The organism is Streptomyces sp. NPDC052064, assembly GCF_055585925.1.
In genome coordinates, this window is record NZ_JBVJJE010000003.1 from 364,864 (window position 1) to 381,944 (window position 17,081).

Genomic DNA, 17,081 nt, shown 5'->3' on the forward strand with positions numbered 1-17,081 from the left:
CAGTGGACCCGACGAAGGGGAGCAGCGCGACGTGAGTGTCGTACCCGCCGATGTCCTGCCGGGCAGTGCCCTGGCCGTGGAGGAGCCCGCCGCGTGCGCGGCCGAGCTCGGACCTCGGGCGCGGCTGTGGCCGTCGCTGGCGGCCGTGTACCGGGCGCAGCTGTCCCGGGCGCGGGTGGCGCGGATCCCGCTGCTGTTCGTGGCGACCTTCCAGTCGATCGGGATCATGATCCTGATGCGCGGGGTCGTGGACGACGGGGCGGAGGCGCAGGCCGTCGTCGCCGGGTCGTCGGTCCTCGTGGTCGCCTTCGTCGCGCTGAACCTCCTCGCGCAGTACTTCGGGCAGCTGCGGGCCAGCGGCGGACTCGACCACTACGCGACGCTGCCGGTGCCGCCGGCGGCGGTGGTGCTGGGCGCGGCGGGCGCGTACGCGTCGTTCACCGTGCCCGGGACCGTCGTGACGGCGGTGTTCGGCTGTGTGCTCTTCGGGCTGCCACTGGCCCATCTGTGGATCCTCCTGGCCGTGATCCCGCTGGCGGGCGCCGCGCTCGCCGGGCTCGGGGCGGCGCTCGGGCTGCTCGCGCCCCGGCCGGAGCTGGCCACGCTGCTCGGGCAGCTGGGCATGTCGGCGGCGCTGCTGCTGGGCGTGCTGCCGGCGGACCGGATGCCGGAGGTCGTGCGGTTCGCGCGGGATCTGCTGCCGTCGACGTACGGCGTGGAGGCCTTCGCGCGCACGTTCGGGCCGAACCCCGACTGGGCCTTCGTGCTCGGTGACCTCGCCGTGTGCGGCTTCGTGGGCGTCGTCTCGCTGGCCGTGGCGACCTGGGCGTACCGCCGGGCGGCCGTCCGGTGAGCGGGGAGGGATCGTCCGGTGACGCGGGGCACAGGCGAGCCTGGCACGATGGCAGGGTGACCGCACCACTGAATCCGCCACCGCCGCCGCATGAACGTTCCGCACAGGATTCGTGGCAGCCGCCGGGCGCCGGTCCCGGGGCGCACGGGTCCCAGGCTCACGGGGCTCAGGCTCCTGGGTCTCAGCAGGCCGAGTACGCCGGGCATGACTGGTACGGGCAGGACGGGCCCGGGATGAAGACGGAAGTGCGGGAGGCCGGCGTGGTCGCCGTGGCGTTGGCGCTCGGCGGGGCGCTGCTGGGTGTGCTGTGGTGGTGGCTCGCGCCGCACGTGCCGCTGGTCGGTGACGTGGTCGAGGGGGACTGGGTCGTCTACCTCAAGGACACCGAGGGGGAGCAGGCCGTCGGGGTCGACGGCACTTTCACGCTGCTCGGGCTGGCCTTCGGGGTCGTCAGCGCCCTGATCGTGTTTTTGCTGCGGCGGCGTGGGGGTGTGCCGTTGGTGGTGGGGCTGGCCGTCGGGGGGCTGCTCGGGTCGCTGCTGGCCTGGCGGGTCGGGGTGTGGCTCGGGCCTGCGGAGGATGTGGTCGCGCATGCGCGGGAAGTGGGGCGGGGGGTGACGTTTTCCGCGCCGTTGAGGTTGGGGGCGAAGGGGGCGTTGCTGGCCTGGCCGCTTGCCGCGTTGGTGTTGCACCTCGGGTTGACGGCGTTGTTCGGGCCTCGGGATCCGGAGCCGGACTTCGGGTATGGGCCTTATGAGGCACCGCCTGCTGCGTAGGTGCCCGGCGCTCTGGCCGAGGGCGGGCGGGCGCGGGCTAGCCGCGTCCGATGGGAGCGAGTACCGCCTCCGTCAGCTTCTGCAGGTCCTCCGGGGACAGTTCCACCTCCAGGCCCCTCCTGCCCGCCGAGACGCAGATCGTCGTGTGGGATGACGCCGACGCGTCGAGGACCGTCGGGAGCTTCTTTCGCTGGCCCAGCGGGGAGATGCCGCCCCTGACATAGCCCGTCGTGCGTTCCGCCGACGTCGGGTCGGCCATCGTCGCGCGTTTGCCGCCTACCGCCGCTGCCAGGGCCTTCAGGTCCAGTTGGCCCGCCACCGGGACCACCGCGACCGTCAGCGTGCCGTCGATGTCGGCTACCAGCGTCTTGAAGACGCGGTCCGGGGAGACGCCCATCGCCTCGGCTGCCTCCTCGCCGTAGGAGGGGTGGGACGGGTCGTGGTCGTAGGAGTGGACCGTGAACTCCACGCCCGCCGCCGTGAGGGCGACCGTCGCGGGGGTGCCGCCCGGCTGTTGCTGCTTCTTCGACTTCTTCGCCATTCCGGTCCGCTTCAGTTGAGACTCGTCGGGCCGCGCGTCAGGTCCGACGACGGCAACGACGGCAGATTACGGATGATGGCCGTCTCGGAGCGAAGGAGTTTCAGCTCGTCGCGCAGGCGGGAGGCCGTGTCGGGCGCCTGGAGCAGGCGCTGCTTGGTGGGAGTGTCCAGCATCATCGCGGCGGCCACCAGGTACGACACCACGCCCGGCTCGTCGGGCAGGTCGGCGCCGGTCGTCAAGGACCGTTCCCGCGCGCCCGCCAGCCGCTTCTGGTACTGGCGGAAGGACCGCAGCACTCCCTCGGCCAACGGCGCCGCCTCGTCGCCGGGTTCCTCCGGCAGCGTCTCCAGCTCCGCCGTCAGGAAGGGACCCGACGCCTCCACCGACAGCAGCCGCACCCGGGTCGTGCCGGTCGCCAGCACCTCGAAGGAGCCGTCGGTCCGCTCCCGGATCGTCGCCGCGTCCGCGATACAGCCCACCTTGTGGAACGCCTTGGCCGGGTCCGTGCCGAAGCCGGCGGCGGGCCCCCGCTCGGGCAGGGACGTGGGGTCGGGCATGCCGGGCGCGCTCGGGGCCACCTCGTGGCCGTCGCGGATCGCCACGACGGCGAACCGGCGCGGCTCGTCCTCCGGCGACTTCAGCAGCTCGCGCATCATGGCGCGATACCGCTCCTCGAAGACGTTGAGCGGGAGCACGAGCCCCGGGAACAGCACAGAGTTCAGGGGGAAGAGGGGGAGCCGGACGGTGGTCACGACGCAAAAGCCTAATGGTCGCGGGAACGGACTCGTCCGCCCCGTTCACTCCGTGGATGCCCGGGCGGCCGGCCGGCCGCTCCGGCCCGGATGTCGTCGCGTACCCGAAGGAAGTGGCCGAGCGGGTCGTCCGACACCCGGTCCCAGGGGAACGAGGTGGCGTACGGGCCGTTCAGGCGCAGCTGTTCCTGGGCGTCCTGCCAGCGCTCCAGGTGCACCAGGACGAAGACGAGCAGGTTCCGCATCCGGGCCGGCCAGGGGTCGGCCGCCGGCAGTCGCGGGGACAGCGCGATCGCCCGCTCGGCGGCCGCGTCCAGCCGCTCGCGCGGCAACTCGGGCCCGCAGCCGTCGGTGAGGTAGCCGAAGGCCGCCCGCAGCGGGAGCGCCTGGACGAGCGCGTCGGCGGGCGCGTCCTGCGCGGCCCGGTCGGCGAAGTCGAAGCACTCCTGGTGCGAACCGTGCCAGGACGCGGCCAGATAGCGCAGGGCCGACTCGTGACAGCCGTAGTGGTGCGGGGCGCGGCGGACCGCCGCCGCCCACAGTTCCTCGAAGGAGGAGTGCCCGGCCTGGGCGCCGCGCGCGTGGTCCAGCGCGAGCCGCCAGGGCACGGGGTCGCCGTGGTCGGCCCGCGCGGCGGCCGAGATCAGCGGGCTCACCTCGTGCAGCGCCTCGGCCCGGGCCGGTGACTGCCAGGCGCGGTCCACCGCCAGCTGGGCCCCGAGCAGCAGCGCGTCCGGGTCGTGCGGGGCGGTGGCGAGCCAGGCGTCCAGCCAGTCGGGGCGCGAGCGGGCGAAGGCGGCCAGTCGGGTGACGTACCGGTCACGCCGCTCCCACTCGGCCGCCGCTCGGGTGGCGCGGAGCAGCCCGGAGGCCGGTCCGTGGTCGCCCCGGGCGGCCGCGACCAGGGCCGGGCTGAGCCGCGCGTCGGGCGCGTCGAGCAGCACCTCGTCGTCGGCGCGCGGTCCGCCGAGGAGGTGGGAGGCGGTCCTTGTCATCCGGCTCGCGCGGATGAACGGCAGCTGTATTGCCATGGTGCCGACCATTGAAAGTCTGCTGGTCACAGCGGCGCCAGATCGTTCGGGTAAGTCACGGAAAGTTGTACGCCGGATGGTCAAGAGACGGTAAAGCCGTGACAGTTCACCAACTCTGGTCACACCGGCATCATGAGTCACACGGAGTGGCCGCATCGTCAGTTGCGCCGCAGCAACCGCGTCGCCCCCGCAGCCACCGTCGTCGCCAGGATCCAGCCCAGCAGGATCATCGCCGTCGACAGCCACTGCCAGCCCCCGCGCAGCTGCCAGAAGCCCACCTGGCCGAGGTCGATGACCGGCAGCAGCAGATCGAGCGTGAACAGCGTGGGGTTCCACTCCGGATGCTCACCGCGCTTCAGCGGCGGATGCCCGGCCTGTGCGAAGGCGAGCGAGCCCGCCGCCCACAGCACCGCCATCCACACGGCGGCCCGGCCGGGCCGGTACCCGTAGGCGACCGCCCAGTCCTGCGCGTAGCCCCACAGCTTGGCGGCCGGCGGCAGGCTCTCCCGGTGCCGGCGCTGCTTGGCGAGCAGCACCTCCCGGGCGTCCTCGTCCTCCCCACCGGCCCGCAGCACGGCCGCGAGCCGCTCGTACGGCTCGGGGTTGTACTCGGCGGTCGCCGCCGCGACCCAGTCCAGCCGCTCGGCCAGCGGGAACGGCCCACGCGGCACGAGGTTCTCGTAGGTGAAACCGCCCATGTGCAGCCGCCCCGGGCCCGGCCAGGCGTCCGCCCGGTCCATCAGGTTGACGATCTTCGCCCCCGACAGCACCACACGCCCGCGCGCGGGATGCTCGCCGAGGAACCGCAGCTCCGGCGTCTGCACCCGGCGCAGCGACAGCTCCTGGTCGTCGGTGAGGGTGAATCTGGCCTGCTCGAAGTCGACCGCGTCGCCGAACCGCCCGTCGTCCAGCCGGATCCCGCCCTCGCACGCGAAGCGCTGGATCCGCGTCCCGCGCGCCGGGGTCATCCCGCTCATCGCCTGGGCGCCGACGCCTGCCGGGGTCAGATACAGGCTGCGCTCGACGGTCAGCTGCGGGGCGTTGAAGGCGAGCCGCTCGTACGGGTTGGCCAGGCGGGCGCCGCGCAGGCTCAGTGAGACGCCGATGGTCGCGGCGCGCAGGCTCAGTTCGCCGTGCGACTCCATCAGCTCGGCCTGTAAGTCCTGGCCGACGGTCAGCCCGTCCGCGGCGATCGACCGGCCGCTGCGGTCCCGGTGCACGATCGCCTGGTTGAGCATCAGGTCCGTGCCGATCTGCGCGTCCGTGAGCCGGATGCCCCGGTGGAAGCGGCAGCGCGGCAGATGCAGATCGCCCTCCGTCTGCACCCGGGCCGCCTCCAGCCGCGGCACCGAGCAGTCCACCATCCGTACGGTCGTGAAGCGTGCCTCCGGCAGCAGCACGTCCTCCTCGAACCGGCACTGGCGCATCTCGACGTACGGCACCACCGTGCCGCCCGCCAGGTCCAGTGAGCCGCTGATCAGCACGCCGGCCAGCTTCAGCGACGAGACCCGGCCGGCCAGGGCGGGCGGGCCGTCCAGGAGCAGCCAGCAGACGATACGGGCCCGCACGGTCCGGTCCTCGCCCCAGGGGTGGCCGCCGTGCGGATCGTCCACCATCGGGTCGCCGCTGCTCAGGTCGTACACGCTGCCGTTGCGGAACGCCTGCCACATTCCGGCCTCGGCCGCGGTCAGGTCGTCGGGCGGATCTCCGGCACGCACGCCGGCCCCCTCGGTCACGTCTCTTCCTTCCTCCCCAGGTACTCGCGGGTCAGGTGCTTCGTACACCTGTTCATGCCCGCTGAGTGACGCCCCGAACGCGAAACGTGAAGGAGATCCTCCGGGTTCGGGCGGTGTTCTGTATCAGCCATTGATACGAGCGAACGGCGCGTCATTCGGGTCTGAGAGAATTGAGCACGTGATCTCCCGAATCGATCTGCGTGGCGACGCCCTTCCCGAGGGCCCCGCCCTGCGCGACCTGCTGCCCCGAGCCGAGTTCGACGTACAGGCCGCCCTGGAGAAGGTGCGTCCGATCTGCGAGGACGTGCATCATCGGGGCGACGCGGCGCTGATCGAGTTCGCCGAGCGGTTCGACGGGGTCAGGCTCGACCAGGTGCGGGTGCCGGCCGCCGCGCTCACGCGCGCGCTTCAGGAGCTCGACCCGGCCGTGCGCGCGGCCCTGGAGGAGTCGATCCGGCGCGCCAGGACGGTCCACCGCGAGCAGCGCCGCAGCACGCACACCACCCAGGTCGTGCCCGGCGGCTCCGTGACCGAGAAGTGGGTTCCGGTCGAGCGGGTCGGGCTGTACGCGCCCGGCGGCCGGTCCGTGTATCCGTCCTCCGTGGTCATGAACGTCGTGCCCGCCCAGGAGGCCGGCGTCGAGTCCATCGCGCTCGCCTCGCCCGCCCAGGCCGAGTTCCGAGGCCTGCCGCACCCGACGATCCTCGCCGCCTGCGCCCTGCTCGGCGTCGACGAGGTCTACGCCGCCGGCGGCGCCACGGCCGTCGCGATGTTCGCGTACGGCACGGAGTCCTGCCCGCCCGCCAACATGGTCACCGGCCCCGGCAACATCTGGGTCGCCGCCGCCAAGCGCTACTTCACCGGCAAGATCGGCATCGACGCCGAGGCCGGACCGACCGAGATCGCGGTCCTCGCCGACGAGACGGCCGACCCGGTGCACGTCGCCTCCGATCTGATCAGCCAGGCCGAGCACGACCCGCTGGCCGCCGCCGTCCTGGTCACGGACTCCGTCGAGCTCGCGAACGCGGTCGAGAAGGAGCTGGAGCCGCAGATCGCGGCCACCAGGCACGTCGACGACCGGATCGTCCCGGCCCTGTCCGGCAAGCAGTCCGCGATCGTCCTGGTCGACGGCATCGACGAGGGCCTGAGGGTGGTCGACGCTTACGGCGCCGAGCACCTGGAGATCCAGACGGCCGACGCGGCCGCCGTGGCCGACCGCGTCAAGAACGCCGGCGCGATCTTCATCGGCCCCTGGGCCCCGGTCTCCCTCGGCGACTACGCGGCCGGCTCCAACCACGTCCTGCCCACCGGCGGCTGCGCATGCCACTCATCGGGCCTGTCCGTCCAGTCGTTCCTGCGCGGCATCCACATCGTCGACTACACGCAGGACGCGCTGGCCGAGGTCGCGCACCACGTGGTGACGCTGGCGGAGGCGGAGGACCTGCCCGCGCACGGCGCGGCGATCAAGGCCAGGTTCGGCTGGAAGGTGCCGGAGAGCAAGTGAGCGACGTACGAATCGACGATCTGCCCGTACGGGACGAGCTGCGCGGCAAGTCCCCCTACGGCGCACCCCAGCTGGACGTCCCCGTACGGCTGAACACCAACGAGAACCCCTACCCGCTGCCCGAGGCGCTGGTCGAGCGCATCGCCGAGCGGGTCCGCGAGGCTGCCAAGAACCTCAACCGCTACCCGGACCGGGACGCGGTCGAGCTGCGCACGAAGCTCGCCGAGTACCTGACGGACACATCCGGCTACGAGGTCGGTCTCGCCAACGTCTGGGCGGCCAACGGCTCCAACGAGGTCATCCAGCAGCTGCTGCAGACCTTCGGCGGGCCGGGCCGCACGGCGATCGGCTTCGAGCCGTCGTACTCGATGCACGGGCTCATCGCCCGCGGCACCGGCACCGGCTGGATCTCCGGTCCGCGCAATGACGACTTCACGATCGACCTCGCCGCCGCCGAGAAGGCGATCGCCGAACACCGGCCCGACGTCGTCTTCGTCACCACCCCCAACAACCCCACGGGCAACGCGGTCCCGCCCGAGACGGTCCTCGCCCTGTACGAGGCCGCGCAGGCGGCGAAACCGTCGATGGTCGTGGTCGACGAGGCGTACATCGAGTTCAGCCACGGCGACTCGCTGCTGCCGCTGCTCGACGGACGCCCCAACCTCGTCATCTCCCGCACGATGTCGAAGGCGTTCGGCGCGGCGGGCCTGCGCCTCGGCTACCTCGCGGCGCACCCGGCCGTCGTCGACGCCGTCCAGCTCGTCCGACTGCCCTACCACCTGTCGGCCGTCACCCAGGCGACCGCCCTGGCCGCCCTGGAGCACACCGGCACACTGCTGGGCTACGTCGAGCAGCTCAAGGCCGAGCGGGACCGCCTGGTCACCGAGCTGCGCGCCACCGGCTACGAGGTCGTCGAGTCCGATGCCAACTTCGTGCAGTTCGGCAGGTTCGAGGACTCCCACACGGCCTGGCAGAAGATCCTCGACCAGGGCGTCCTGGTCCGGGACAACGGCATCCCCGGGTGGCTGCGGGTATCGGCCGGCACCCCCGACGAGAACGACGCGTTCCTCGACGCGGTCCGTGAGCTGCAGTGTCTTGTGGGGGACACCCCCACACCCCCGAAGGAGCAGAACGTATGAGCCGCGTAGGACGCGTGGAGCGGACGACCAAGGAGACCTCGGTCCTCGTCGAGATCGACCTCGACGGCACCGGCAAGACGGAGATCTCCACCGGCGTCGGCTTCTACGACCACATGCTCGACCAGCTCGGCCGGCACGGTCTGTTCGACCTGACCGTGAAGACCGAGGGCGATCTGCACATCGACTCGCACCACACCATCGAGGACACCGCCCTCGCCCTCGGCGCCGCCTTCAAGCAGGCCCTCGGCGACAAGGTCGGCATCTACCGCTTCGGCAACTGCACGGTCCCCCTGGACGAGTCCCTCGCCCAGGTCACCGTCGACCTCTCAGGCCGCCCCTACCTCGTGCACACCGAGCCCGAGAAGATGGCGCCGATGATCGGCGAGTACGACACCACGATGACGCGGCACATCCTGGAGTCCTTCGTGGCCCAGGCCCAGATCGCGCTGCACGTGCACGTGCCCTACGGGCGCAACGCGCACCACATCGTGGAGTGCCAGTTCAAGGCGCTGGCCCGGGCTCTGCGCTACGCGTCCGAGCGCGACCCGCGCGCCGCCGGCATCCTCCCCTCCACGAAGGGCGCCCTGTGAACGGCATCTCGACCCTGCTGATCGTCGTCGGCCTGTTCCTCGTCGGCGGGATCTACTCCTTCGTCAAGCAGAAGATGCCCAAGGGCCTGATCGTGCTGCTCTCGATCGGCGCCGCGATGTGCCTGGCGGCCGGTGTCGTGAGGCTGGAGGTGTGGAATTGAGCGCTCCCCTGAAGAAGCAGAAGAAAGTGGTCGTCTTCGACTACGGCTTCGGCAACGTCCGCTCCGCCGAGCGTGCCCTCGCGCGCGCGGGAGCCGACGTCGAGATCACGCGTGACTACGACAAGGCCCTGAACGCCGACGGGCTGCTCGTGCCGGGCGTCGGCGCCTTCGCCTCCTGCATGAAGGGCCTGCTCGAGGCGCGCGGCGACTGGATCGTCGACCGCAGGCTGTCCGGCGGTCGCCCGGTCATGGGCATCTGCGTCGGCATGCAGATCCTCTTCGCCCGCGGCATCGAGCACGGCGTGGAGAGCGAGGGACTCGACGAGTGGCCCGGCTCGGTCGAGCCGCTCCAGGCCGAGATCGTCCCCCACATGGGCTGGAACACCGTCGAGGCGGCGCCCGGTTCGCAGCTGTTCGCCGGCCTCGACCCGGACGCCCGCTTCTACTTCGTGCACTCCTACGCCGTCCACGACTGGTCGCTGGAGACCCACAACCCGGCGCTGGAGGCCCCCAAGGTCACCTGGTCCACGCACGGCAAGCCGTTCGTCGCGGCCGTCGAGAACGGCGCCCTGTGGGCCACGCAGTTCCACCCCGAGAAGTCCGGCGACGCCGGAGCCCAGCTCCTCACCAACTGGATCGGAACACTGTGAGCAAGCTCGAACTCCTCCCCGCCGTCGACGTCCGTGACGGCCAGGCCGTCCGCCTGGTGCACGGCGAGTCCGGCTCGGAGACCTCGTACGGCTCCCCGCTGGAGGCCGCCCTCGCCTGGCAGCGGTCCGGCGCCGAGTGGCTGCACCTGGTCGACCTGGACGCCGCCTTCGGCACCGGGAACAACCGGGAACTGATCGCCGAGGTCGCCAAGGCGATGGACATCAAGGTGGAGCTGTCCGGCGGTATCCGCGACGACGACACCCTCGCCGCCGCCCTGGCCACCGGCTGCACCCGCGTGAACCTGGGCACGGCCGCCCTGGAGACCCCCGAGTGGGTCGCCAAGGCCATCGCCGAGCACGGCGACAAGATCGCGGTCGGTCTCGACGTCCGCGGCACGACCCTGCGCGGCCGCGGCTGGACCCGCGACGGCGGCGACCTCTACGAGACGCTGGAGCGCCTGAACAACGAGGGCTGCGCCCGTTACGTCGTCACGGACATCGCCAAGGACGGCACGCTCCAGGGCCCGAACCTGGAACTGCTGCGCAACGTGTGCGCCGCGACGGACCGCCCCGTCGTGGCCTCCGGCGGCGTGTCCTCGCTGGACGACCTCCGGGCCATCGCCGAGCTCGTGCCGCTCGGCGTAGAGGGCGCGATCGTAGGGAAGGCGCTGTACGCGAAGGCGTTCACCCTGGAAGAGGCCCTGGAGGCCACATCTTGAAAGGGATACAGGTTCATGAGTGATGCCGTACGGCGCGTGCAGAGCGGAAGTCCCTGGGAAGAGAGTTTCGGTTTCGCGCGTGCCGTGGCGGCGGGCGATCGGGTGCTGGTGGCGGGCACGACACCCTTCAAGGGCGACGTGCTGTACGGGGAGGGCGACCCGTACGAGCAGGCCAAGGCGGCCTTCACCAGCGCCCTCGAGGCGATCGGCGAGTTCGGGCTCGACATCGGGTCCGTGGTCCGTACGCGGATGTACCTGGCGCACTCGCGCGACCTCGACGAGGTGGGCCGGGCCCACAAGGAGCTGTTCGACTCCGTGCGCCCGGTCGCGACCTTCCTCGTGGTGGAGGGCTTCGTCGACCCGCGCGTCCTGGTGTCGGTGGAACTGGAAGCATTCAGAGGACAGTAGAGGAGCCTGATTCATGACCCTGGCGGTCCGAGTCATCCCCTGCCTGGACGTGGACAACGGCCGGGTCGTCAAGGGCGTCAACTTCCAGAACCTGCGCGACGCGGGCGACCCCGTCGAGATGGCCAAGGTGTATGACGCCGAGGGCGCGGACGAGCTGACGTTCCTGGACATCACCGCCTCGTCGGGCAACCGCGAGACGACGTACGACGTGGTGCGCCGCACGGCCGAGCAGGTGTTCATCCCGCTCACGGTCGGGGGCGGGGTGCGTACCGCCGAGGACGTGGACAAGCTGCTGCGGGCCGGCGCGGACAAGGTCGGCGTCAACACGGCCGCGATCGCCCGCCCGGAGCTGATCCGGGAGATCGCGGAACGCTTCGGCCGCCAGGTCCTGGTCCTCTCGGTGGACGCGCGCCGCACCGAGTCCGGCTCCTTCGAGGTGACCACCCACGGCGGTCGTCGCGGCACCGGCATCGACGCCGTCGAGTGGGCGCACCGGGCCGCTGAGCTGGGCGCCGGCGAGATCCTGCTCAACTCGATGGACGCGGACGGCACCAAGGACGGCTACGACCTGGAGATGATCGCGGCCGTGCGCAAGCACGTGACCGTCCCGGTCATCGCCTCGGGCGGCGCGGGCAAGCTGGCGGACTTCCCGCCGGCCATCGCGGCGGGCGCGGACGCGGTGCTGGCCGCGTCGGTGTTCCACTTCGGCGACCTGCGCATCGGCGAGGTCAAGGAGGCGCTGCGGGAGGCGGGTCACCCGGTGCGGTGACCCGCCTGTCGGGAGCCCCGGTCGCCTGTGCGGCCGGGGTTTCCTCATGCGCCCTCAGATCCCGAGCTGCTTCGTCTCGTGCAGCTTCGCGATCGCGTCCTCGTCGCCGTCCAGCTCGACCTTGGCCTTGCTCTGCCGGCCGTAGGAGAACAGCACCAGCTCGGAGGGCTCACCCGTCACCGTGACCACCGGCGCGCCCCGCTGGGCGACGACCGTCTGGCCGTCCGGGCGGCGCAGCACCAGGCCCGTCGGGACGCTGCGCCCCATCAGCCGGGCGGTGCGCTCCAGCCGGGACCACAGTGCGTCCTGGAAGACCGGGTCGAGCTCGCGCGGCGACCAGTCGGGCTGGGCGCGCCGCACGTCCTCCGTGTGGACGTAGAACTCGATGATGTTCGACATCTCGTCGACCGGTTTGAGTGAGAAGGGCGAGAAACGCGGCGGCCCCGTACGGATCAGCTGGATCAGCTCCTCGTACGGCTTGTCGGTGTACTCCGCCATCACCCGGTCCAGGCGTGGCGCGAGCTGCTTGATCAGTATTCCGCCGGCCGCGTCCGGGCGGCGCTCGCGCACCACCACGTGGGCGGCGAGGTCCCGCGTCGTCCAGCCCTCGCACAGGGTGGGCGCGTCCGGGCCCGCGGTCTCCAACAGATCGGCGAGGAGAAGTCGTTCACGCTTGGCATGGGTCGACATGCGGCCCAGCCTACGACCGCGTACCAGGTCCGCACAGTGGACACTCCACCTCGCCCGTCAGTGGCGCGCGGCACAATGGTCGGCATGACCAGCACGTCCCCCCGGCCCAGCCGTCTCGCCCCGGAGATCGCCGCCCGCCTCAAGCGCAGCGCCGACGGCCTCCTGCCCGCCATCGCCCAGCAGTACGACACCGGAGAGGTGCTCATGCTCGGCTGGATGGACGACGAGGCGCTGCATCGCACCCTGACCTCCGGCCGGTGCACGTACTGGTCGCGCAGCCGCCAGGAGTACTGGGTCAAGGGCGACACCTCCGGCCACTTCCAGTGGGTGAAGTCCGTCGCCCTCGACTGCGACGCCGACACCGTGCTCGTCAAGGTCGACCAGGTCGGCGCCGCCTGCCACACCGGCGAGCGCACCTGCTTCGACGTCGACGTGCTGTTCAAGAACGGCGGTTCCGACGACTCCGCGACGGATCAGTAAGGTCAGTCGCCATGGACCTCGAGACGTTCCGCAAGCTCGCCGGCGACCGGCGGGTCATCCCGGTCACCCGCAAGCTCCTCGCCGACGGCGACACCCCCGTGGCGCTCTACCGCAAGCTCGCCGCCGAGCGCCCGGGCACCTTCCTGCTGGAGTCCGCGGAGAACGGCCGCTCGTGGTCCCGCTACTCGTTCGTGGGCGTCCGCAGCGCCGCCACGCTGACCGAGCGCGACGGGCAGGCCCACTGGCACGGCTCCCCGCCCGTCGGGGTCCCCGTCGACGGTGACCCCCTCGCCGCGCTGCGCGCCACCATCCAGGCGCTGCACACCCCCCACCAGGAGGGCATGCCGCCCTTCACCGGCGGCATGGTCGGCTACCTCGGCTACGACATCGTCCGCCGCCTGGAGAAGATCGGCCCCGGCGAGCGCGACGACCTGAAGCTGCCCGAGCTGACCATGCTCCTCACCAGCGACCTCGCCGTCATGGACCACTGGGAGGGATCGGTCCTGCTGATCGCCAACGCGATCAACCACAACGACCTGGAGACGGGTGTCGACGAGGCCTACGCCGACGCCGTCGCCCGCCTCGACGCCATGGAGGCCGACCTCTCCCGCGCGGTCGCCCAGCCCCCGGCCGTCCTGCCGCCCTCCGAGCTCCCCGAGTACTCCGCGCTGTGGGGCGGCCCCGACTTCCAGGAGGCCGTCGAGGACATCAAGGAGCGCATCCGGGCCGGCGAGGCCTTCCAGGTCGTCCCCTCCCAGCGCTTCGAGACGCCTTGCACCGCGAGCGCGCTGGACGTGTACCGGGTCCTGAGGGCCACCAACCCGTCCCCGTACATGTACCTGTTCCGCTTCGACGGGTTCGACGTCGTCGGCTCGTCCCCCGAGGCCCTGGTCAAGGTCGAGGACGGACGCGCCATGGTCCACCCCATCGCCGGCACCCGCTGGCGCGGCGCCACCCCGCAGGAGGACCAGACCCTCGCCGACGAGCTGCTCGCCGACCCCAAGGAGCGCGCCGAGCACCTCATGCTCGTCGACCTGGGGCGCAACGACCTGGGGCGGGTGTGCGAGCCCGGCTCGGTCGAGGTCGTCGACTTCATGTCCGTCGAGCGGTACTCGCACGTCATGCACATCGTCTCGACGGTGACGGGCCGTGTCGCCCCGGGCCGCACGGCCTTCGACGTCCTCACCGCCTGCTTCCCGGCCGGCACCCTCTCAGGCGCCCCGAAGCCCCGCGCCATGCAGATCATCGACGAACTCGAACCGTCCCGGCGCGGGCTGTACGGCGGCTGCGTCGGCTACCTGGACTTCGCGGGCGACTCCGACACCGCCATCGCCATCCGCACGGCCCTTCTCCGCGACGGCACCGCCTACGTCCAGGCGGGCGCCGGCATCGTCGCCGACTCGGACCCGGTCGCCGAGGACACCGAGTGCCGCAACAAGGCGGCGGCGGTCCTCAGGGCCGTACACACGGCGAACCGGCTGGGAAACGCCTGAGATGAACCCCGGGTGACGGTTCGCCCGGGGTGCAGGCGATAGTGGGGTACGTGACTGCTGTACCTCACCCCCGTTCCGAAGCCGCCGGATCCGCCCGGGCCGGCCGCCGAAGCCTCGCCGTCGCGCTGCTGTGCGGCGCGCTCGGCGCGGCCGTGGCGCTGCTCGCCTCCCGGCAGCGCTGGGCGGAGGGCACCGCGTCGGTGGCCGGCGGAGCCTTCCCCCTGACCGCCAAGGGCAGCGACGTCACGGGCGTCCCCGCGGCGCTCGCCGTAGTGGGCCTCGCCGCGCTCGTCGCCGTCTTCGCCGTCCGCCGGGCCGGCCGCCTCGTCGTGGCCGCGCTGCTGGCGCTCTCCGGCGCCGGCATCGTCGCCGCCGCCCTGCTCGGCGCCTCCGACGGCTCCGCGCTCGACGAGCAGGCCGCCCAGGCCTCCGGCGACACCTCCGCCTCCGTGGACACCCTCAGCCACACCGCCTGGCCGTACGTCGCGGCCGTCGGCGGCGTCCTGCTCCTCCTGGCCGGACTGCTCGCCCTGCGCTACGGCCGGCTGTGGCCCGCGATGTCCGGCCGCTACGAGCGCAATGGCACACCCCAGCCGCGCCGCAAGGCCCCCGCCGTCGACCCCGACCGGCCCGAGGACCTGTGGAAGGCACTCGACCGGGGCGAGGACCCGACCGGCGCCTGAGCCACACGGGGGAGCGGGGCGTATCCCAGGAGCACCCCCGCTCACCGCCCACGCGCGGGTGCGGGACAATGGGCCCGAGCGTCCTGCTCAGACACGCACACAGCAACGAGGAGCAAGCAATGGCGGGCAGCAGCCACGGTCACACCCCGGCCGCCTGGACCGGTGTCACGATCGCCTTCATCGGTTTCTGCGTCGCGGGCGCGTTCATGGTGATGGACCAGCCGGCGGGCTTCTGGGCCGGCATGGTGGTCGTGCTGCTCGGCGGTGTCGTCGGCGCCATCATGCGGATGATGGGCCTCGGCCAGCCCAAGGAACTGCACCAGCCGCACCGGATGACGGGCGACCGCGAGCCGGCGCGCGCCGAGGGCTGATCCCCGGCGCACACCGCGTTGTCGCGAGAGGGGCGGCCGGCACTCGGGTGCCGGGACCGCCCCTCACGCGTGTGCGGGGCAGGCGGGGCACAATGCATACCGTGAACGCCGACAGCCGAAGGGTGACGCCCAGCGTCCCGGGCCGCCTGGCCGTCCCCGCCGGGGTGTTCGCGGCCGTCGCCGCCGCCTTCGCCTACGTGGGCGCGGTCGACCCCAACGAACCCGGCCACTACCCCGTCTGCCCGCTGCTGCACTACACGGGCCTGTACTGCCCCGGCTGCGGCGGACTGCGCAGCGCGCACGCCTTCGTCCACGGCGACTTCCCGGCGGCACTGCACGCCAACGCGCTCGCCGTACTCGGCTATCTGGCCTTCGCCGTGCTGTGGACCGTATGGGTGGTCCACGCCGCACGCGGGCGCCCGCTGCGGATCGACCCCCGCCCGGGGCTGGTGTGGAGCCTCGGCGCGTTGCTGCTGGTCTTCACAGTTGCCCGGAACCTGCCCTTCGGTGGCTGGCTCCATCCTTGATCAACTGGCGGATGTCCAGGTGGTGGGACCGGCGTCAACCGGATGCGAGGCCTACGCCCGGCTGCGGATACCATCACAGTGACCATCGGTTTTCGACTGGCCGCTGGAACTGTCAAGAGTCTGGAAGGGGGCCGCTCGCGTGAGTGTGCTCGACGAGATCATCGACGGAGTCCGTGCCGACCTCGCGGAGCGGCAGGCGCGCGTCAGCCTCGACGAGCTCAAGGAGCGCGCGGCGAAGGCTCCCGCCGCCAAGGACGGCGCGGCCGCACTGCGCGGCGACGGCGTCAAGGTCATCTGCGAGGTCAAGCGCTCCAGCCCGTCCAAGGGCGCGCTGGCCGCGATCGCCGACCCGGCCGGACTCGCCGCGGACTACGAGGCGGGCGGCGCGGCCGTCATCTCCGTCCTCACCGAACAGCGCCGCTTCGGTGGCTCGCTCGCCGACCTCGAAGCGGTCCGCGCCCGCGTGGACATCCCGGTCCTCCGCAAGGACTTCATCGTCACGTCGTACCAGCTGTGGGAGGCCCGCGCCTACGGCGCCGACGTCATCCTGCTGATCGTCGCCGCCCTCGACCAGCCCGCCCTGGAGTCCCTCATCGAGCGCGCCGAGTCCATCGGGCTCACGCCGCTCGTCGAGGTGCACGACGAGGACGAGGTCGAGCGCGCGGTCGACGCCGGCGCCCGCGTCATCGGCGTCAACGCGCGCAACCTCAAGACCCTCGAGGTCGACCGCGGCACCTTCGAGCGCGTGGCACCGGAGATCCCCGACCACATCATCAAGATCGCCGAGTCCGGCGTCCGCGGCCCGCACGACCTCATCGCCTACGCCAACGCCGGCGCCGACGCGGTCCTGGTCGGCGAGTCCCTCGTCACCGGCAAGGACCCCAGGACGGCGGTCTCCGACCTGGTGGCGGCTGGCGAACATCCCGCACTCCGGCACGGCCGGAGCTGATCTCCCGCTAGGCTTGCCCCCGATGACTCTCACCATGACGACCGTGGACCGGTACGCCCGCCTCGCGCGCGGCTGCCGCCCCCGCGGCTGCCGTGCGCCCGCGCGACGCGTGCACGGCCGCCGAGTCCGCTACGTCATCGGTGACGAACCCGGGCAGGTCAACGGCATGCGATGGCACCGCGCCCTTTAGGGGCGCGGGGAACTGCGCGACCAGCCACAGCCGGTCCGCAGCCAACTGAGACTCCCTGCCCCCACGGCG

General features: G+C 72.0%; 22 protein-coding genes. 17 read left to right on the forward strand and 5 right to left on the reverse strand.

The genetic code is table 11. The annotated features are described in order from the left end of the window. The first annotated feature begins 31 nt into the window (after window positions 1-31). The gene (locus ACZ6TU_RS09515) at window positions 32-853 is read left to right on the forward strand and encodes an ABC transporter permease (RefSeq protein ID WP_467674165.1); all 822 of its coding nucleotides are present in this window, start codon (window positions 32-34) and stop codon (window positions 851-853) included. Between the two features lie 56 nt (window positions 854-909). Next, window positions 910-1,629, forward strand: a complete 720-nt coding sequence (locus tag ACZ6TU_RS09520; protein WP_467674163.1) for an AAA family ATPase — start codon at window positions 910-912, stop codon at window positions 1,627-1,629. 37 nt (window positions 1,630-1,666) lie between these two features. Here ACZ6TU_RS09520 and ybaK read toward each other — a convergent pair whose 3' ends face one another. From ybaK to ACZ6TU_RS09540, 4 genes are all read right to left on the reverse strand, one after another. Beyond that, on the reverse strand, window positions 1,667-2,170 hold the full coding sequence (ybaK, locus tag ACZ6TU_RS09525) for a Cys-tRNA(Pro) deacylase (protein ID WP_469547652.1): 504 nt from the start codon (window positions 2,168-2,170) through the stop codon (window positions 1,667-1,669). Window positions 2,171-2,181: 11 nt separating this feature from the next. Further along, window positions 2,182-2,922 carry an LON peptidase substrate-binding domain-containing protein gene (locus tag ACZ6TU_RS09530; protein ID WP_467674159.1) on the reverse strand — a complete coding sequence of 247 codons (741 nt, stop codon included), beginning with the start codon at window positions 2,920-2,922 and terminating at the stop codon, window positions 2,182-2,184. Between the two features lie 11 nt (window positions 2,923-2,933). Beyond that, window positions 2,934-3,965: a hypothetical protein gene (locus ACZ6TU_RS09535; RefSeq protein WP_467674157.1), complete on the reverse strand. Its 1,032-nt coding sequence runs from the start codon at window positions 3,963-3,965 to the stop codon at window positions 2,934-2,936. 146 nt (window positions 3,966-4,111) lie between these two features. Beyond that, window positions 4,112-5,689 (reverse strand): oxidoreductase, encoded by a 1,578-nt coding sequence (locus tag ACZ6TU_RS09540; RefSeq protein WP_469547654.1) that lies wholly within the window; start codon window positions 5,687-5,689, stop codon window positions 4,112-4,114. A 178-nt stretch (window positions 5,690-5,867) separates the two neighbouring features. Between ACZ6TU_RS09540 and hisD the strand changes: the two genes are divergently transcribed. From hisD to hisF, 8 genes are read left to right on the forward strand one after another with little or no spacing between them, the layout of a single operon-like run. Further along, window positions 5,868-7,193 carry a histidinol dehydrogenase gene (hisD, locus tag ACZ6TU_RS09545; RefSeq protein ID WP_469547656.1) on the forward strand — a complete coding sequence of 442 codons (1,326 nt, stop codon included), beginning with the start codon at window positions 5,868-5,870 and terminating at the stop codon, window positions 7,191-7,193. Beyond that, window positions 7,190-8,332: a histidinol-phosphate transaminase gene (locus ACZ6TU_RS09550; protein WP_469547658.1), complete on the forward strand. Its 1,143-nt coding sequence runs from the start codon at window positions 7,190-7,192 to the stop codon at window positions 8,330-8,332. The genes hisD and ACZ6TU_RS09550 overlap by 4 nt, the downstream gene beginning before the upstream one ends. Then, window positions 8,329-8,922 carry an imidazoleglycerol-phosphate dehydratase HisB gene (hisB, locus tag ACZ6TU_RS09555; protein WP_059416503.1) on the forward strand — a complete coding sequence of 198 codons (594 nt, stop codon included), beginning with the start codon at window positions 8,329-8,331 and terminating at the stop codon, window positions 8,920-8,922. The genes ACZ6TU_RS09550 and hisB overlap by 4 nt, the downstream gene beginning before the upstream one ends. Next, window positions 8,919-9,083, forward strand: coding sequence for a hypothetical protein (locus tag ACZ6TU_RS09560; protein WP_010039417.1), 165 nt, complete (start codon window positions 8,919-8,921; stop codon window positions 9,081-9,083). The genes hisB and ACZ6TU_RS09560 overlap by 4 nt, the downstream gene beginning before the upstream one ends. Next, window positions 9,080-9,733: an imidazole glycerol phosphate synthase subunit HisH gene (gene hisH / locus ACZ6TU_RS09565; RefSeq protein WP_467674149.1), complete on the forward strand. Its 654-nt coding sequence runs from the start codon at window positions 9,080-9,082 to the stop codon at window positions 9,731-9,733. The genes ACZ6TU_RS09560 and hisH overlap by 4 nt, the downstream gene beginning before the upstream one ends. Next, a complete protein-coding gene (gene priA, locus ACZ6TU_RS09570; protein ID WP_467674147.1) occupies window positions 9,730-10,452 on the forward strand; it encodes a bifunctional 1-(5-phosphoribosyl)-5-((5-phosphoribosylamino)methylideneamino)imidazole-4-carboxamide isomerase/phosphoribosylanthranilate isomerase PriA in 723 nt (240 codons plus the stop codon). The genes hisH and priA overlap by 4 nt, the downstream gene beginning before the upstream one ends. A 15-nt stretch (window positions 10,453-10,467) precedes the next feature. Continuing rightward, window positions 10,468-10,860, forward strand: a complete 393-nt coding sequence (locus ACZ6TU_RS09575; RefSeq protein ID WP_467674145.1) for a RidA family protein — start codon at window positions 10,468-10,470, stop codon at window positions 10,858-10,860. Window positions 10,861-10,873: 13 nt separating this feature from the next. Beyond that, on the forward strand, window positions 10,874-11,629 hold the full coding sequence (gene hisF / locus ACZ6TU_RS09580) for an imidazole glycerol phosphate synthase subunit HisF (protein WP_467674143.1): 756 nt from the start codon (window positions 10,874-10,876) through the stop codon (window positions 11,627-11,629). 54 nt (window positions 11,630-11,683) lie between these two features. Here the strand turns inward: hisF and ACZ6TU_RS09585 are convergent, their stop codons facing one another. Next, complete coding sequence (locus ACZ6TU_RS09585; protein ID WP_467674141.1) at window positions 11,684-12,319, reverse strand: TIGR03085 family metal-binding protein; 636 nt, start codon at window positions 12,317-12,319, stop codon at window positions 11,684-11,686. An 84-nt stretch (window positions 12,320-12,403) separates the two neighbouring features. Here ACZ6TU_RS09585 and hisI point away from each other — a divergent pair, with 84 nt between their 5' ends. The 7 genes from hisI to trpM all read left to right on the forward strand — a co-directional run bounded on the left by hisI (window position 12,404) and on the right by trpM (window position 17,012). Continuing rightward, window positions 12,404-12,799, forward strand: coding sequence for a phosphoribosyl-AMP cyclohydrolase (hisI, locus tag ACZ6TU_RS09590; RefSeq protein WP_467674139.1), 396 nt, complete (start codon window positions 12,404-12,406; stop codon window positions 12,797-12,799). Window positions 12,800-12,810: 11 nt separating this feature from the next. After that, on the forward strand, window positions 12,811-14,292 hold the full coding sequence (locus tag ACZ6TU_RS09595; protein ID WP_469547662.1) for an anthranilate synthase component I: 1,482 nt from the start codon (window positions 12,811-12,813) through the stop codon (window positions 14,290-14,292). Window positions 14,293-14,333: 41 nt separating this feature from the next. Next, window positions 14,334-14,975 carry a TIGR02234 family membrane protein gene (locus ACZ6TU_RS09600; protein WP_467674135.1) on the forward strand — a complete coding sequence of 214 codons (642 nt, stop codon included), beginning with the start codon at window positions 14,334-14,336 and terminating at the stop codon, window positions 14,973-14,975. 119 nt (window positions 14,976-15,094) lie between these two features. Beyond that, a complete protein-coding gene (locus tag ACZ6TU_RS09605; RefSeq protein ID WP_467674133.1) occupies window positions 15,095-15,346 on the forward strand; it encodes an HGxxPAAW family protein in 252 nt (83 codons plus the stop codon). A 92-nt stretch (window positions 15,347-15,438) separates the two neighbouring features. Beyond that, window positions 15,439-15,873: a DUF2752 domain-containing protein gene (locus tag ACZ6TU_RS09610; RefSeq protein WP_467674131.1), complete on the forward strand. Its 435-nt coding sequence runs from the start codon at window positions 15,439-15,441 to the stop codon at window positions 15,871-15,873. Between the two features lie 139 nt (window positions 15,874-16,012). Then, window positions 16,013-16,822, forward strand: a complete 810-nt coding sequence (trpC, locus tag ACZ6TU_RS09615; protein WP_467674129.1) for an indole-3-glycerol phosphate synthase TrpC — start codon at window positions 16,013-16,015, stop codon at window positions 16,820-16,822. A 22-nt stretch (window positions 16,823-16,844) separates the two neighbouring features. Next, on the forward strand, window positions 16,845-17,012 hold the full coding sequence (gene trpM, locus ACZ6TU_RS09620; RefSeq protein WP_467674127.1) for a tryptophan biosynthesis modulator TrpM: 168 nt from the start codon (window positions 16,845-16,847) through the stop codon (window positions 17,010-17,012). Window positions 17,013-17,081: the final 69 nt, after the last annotated feature.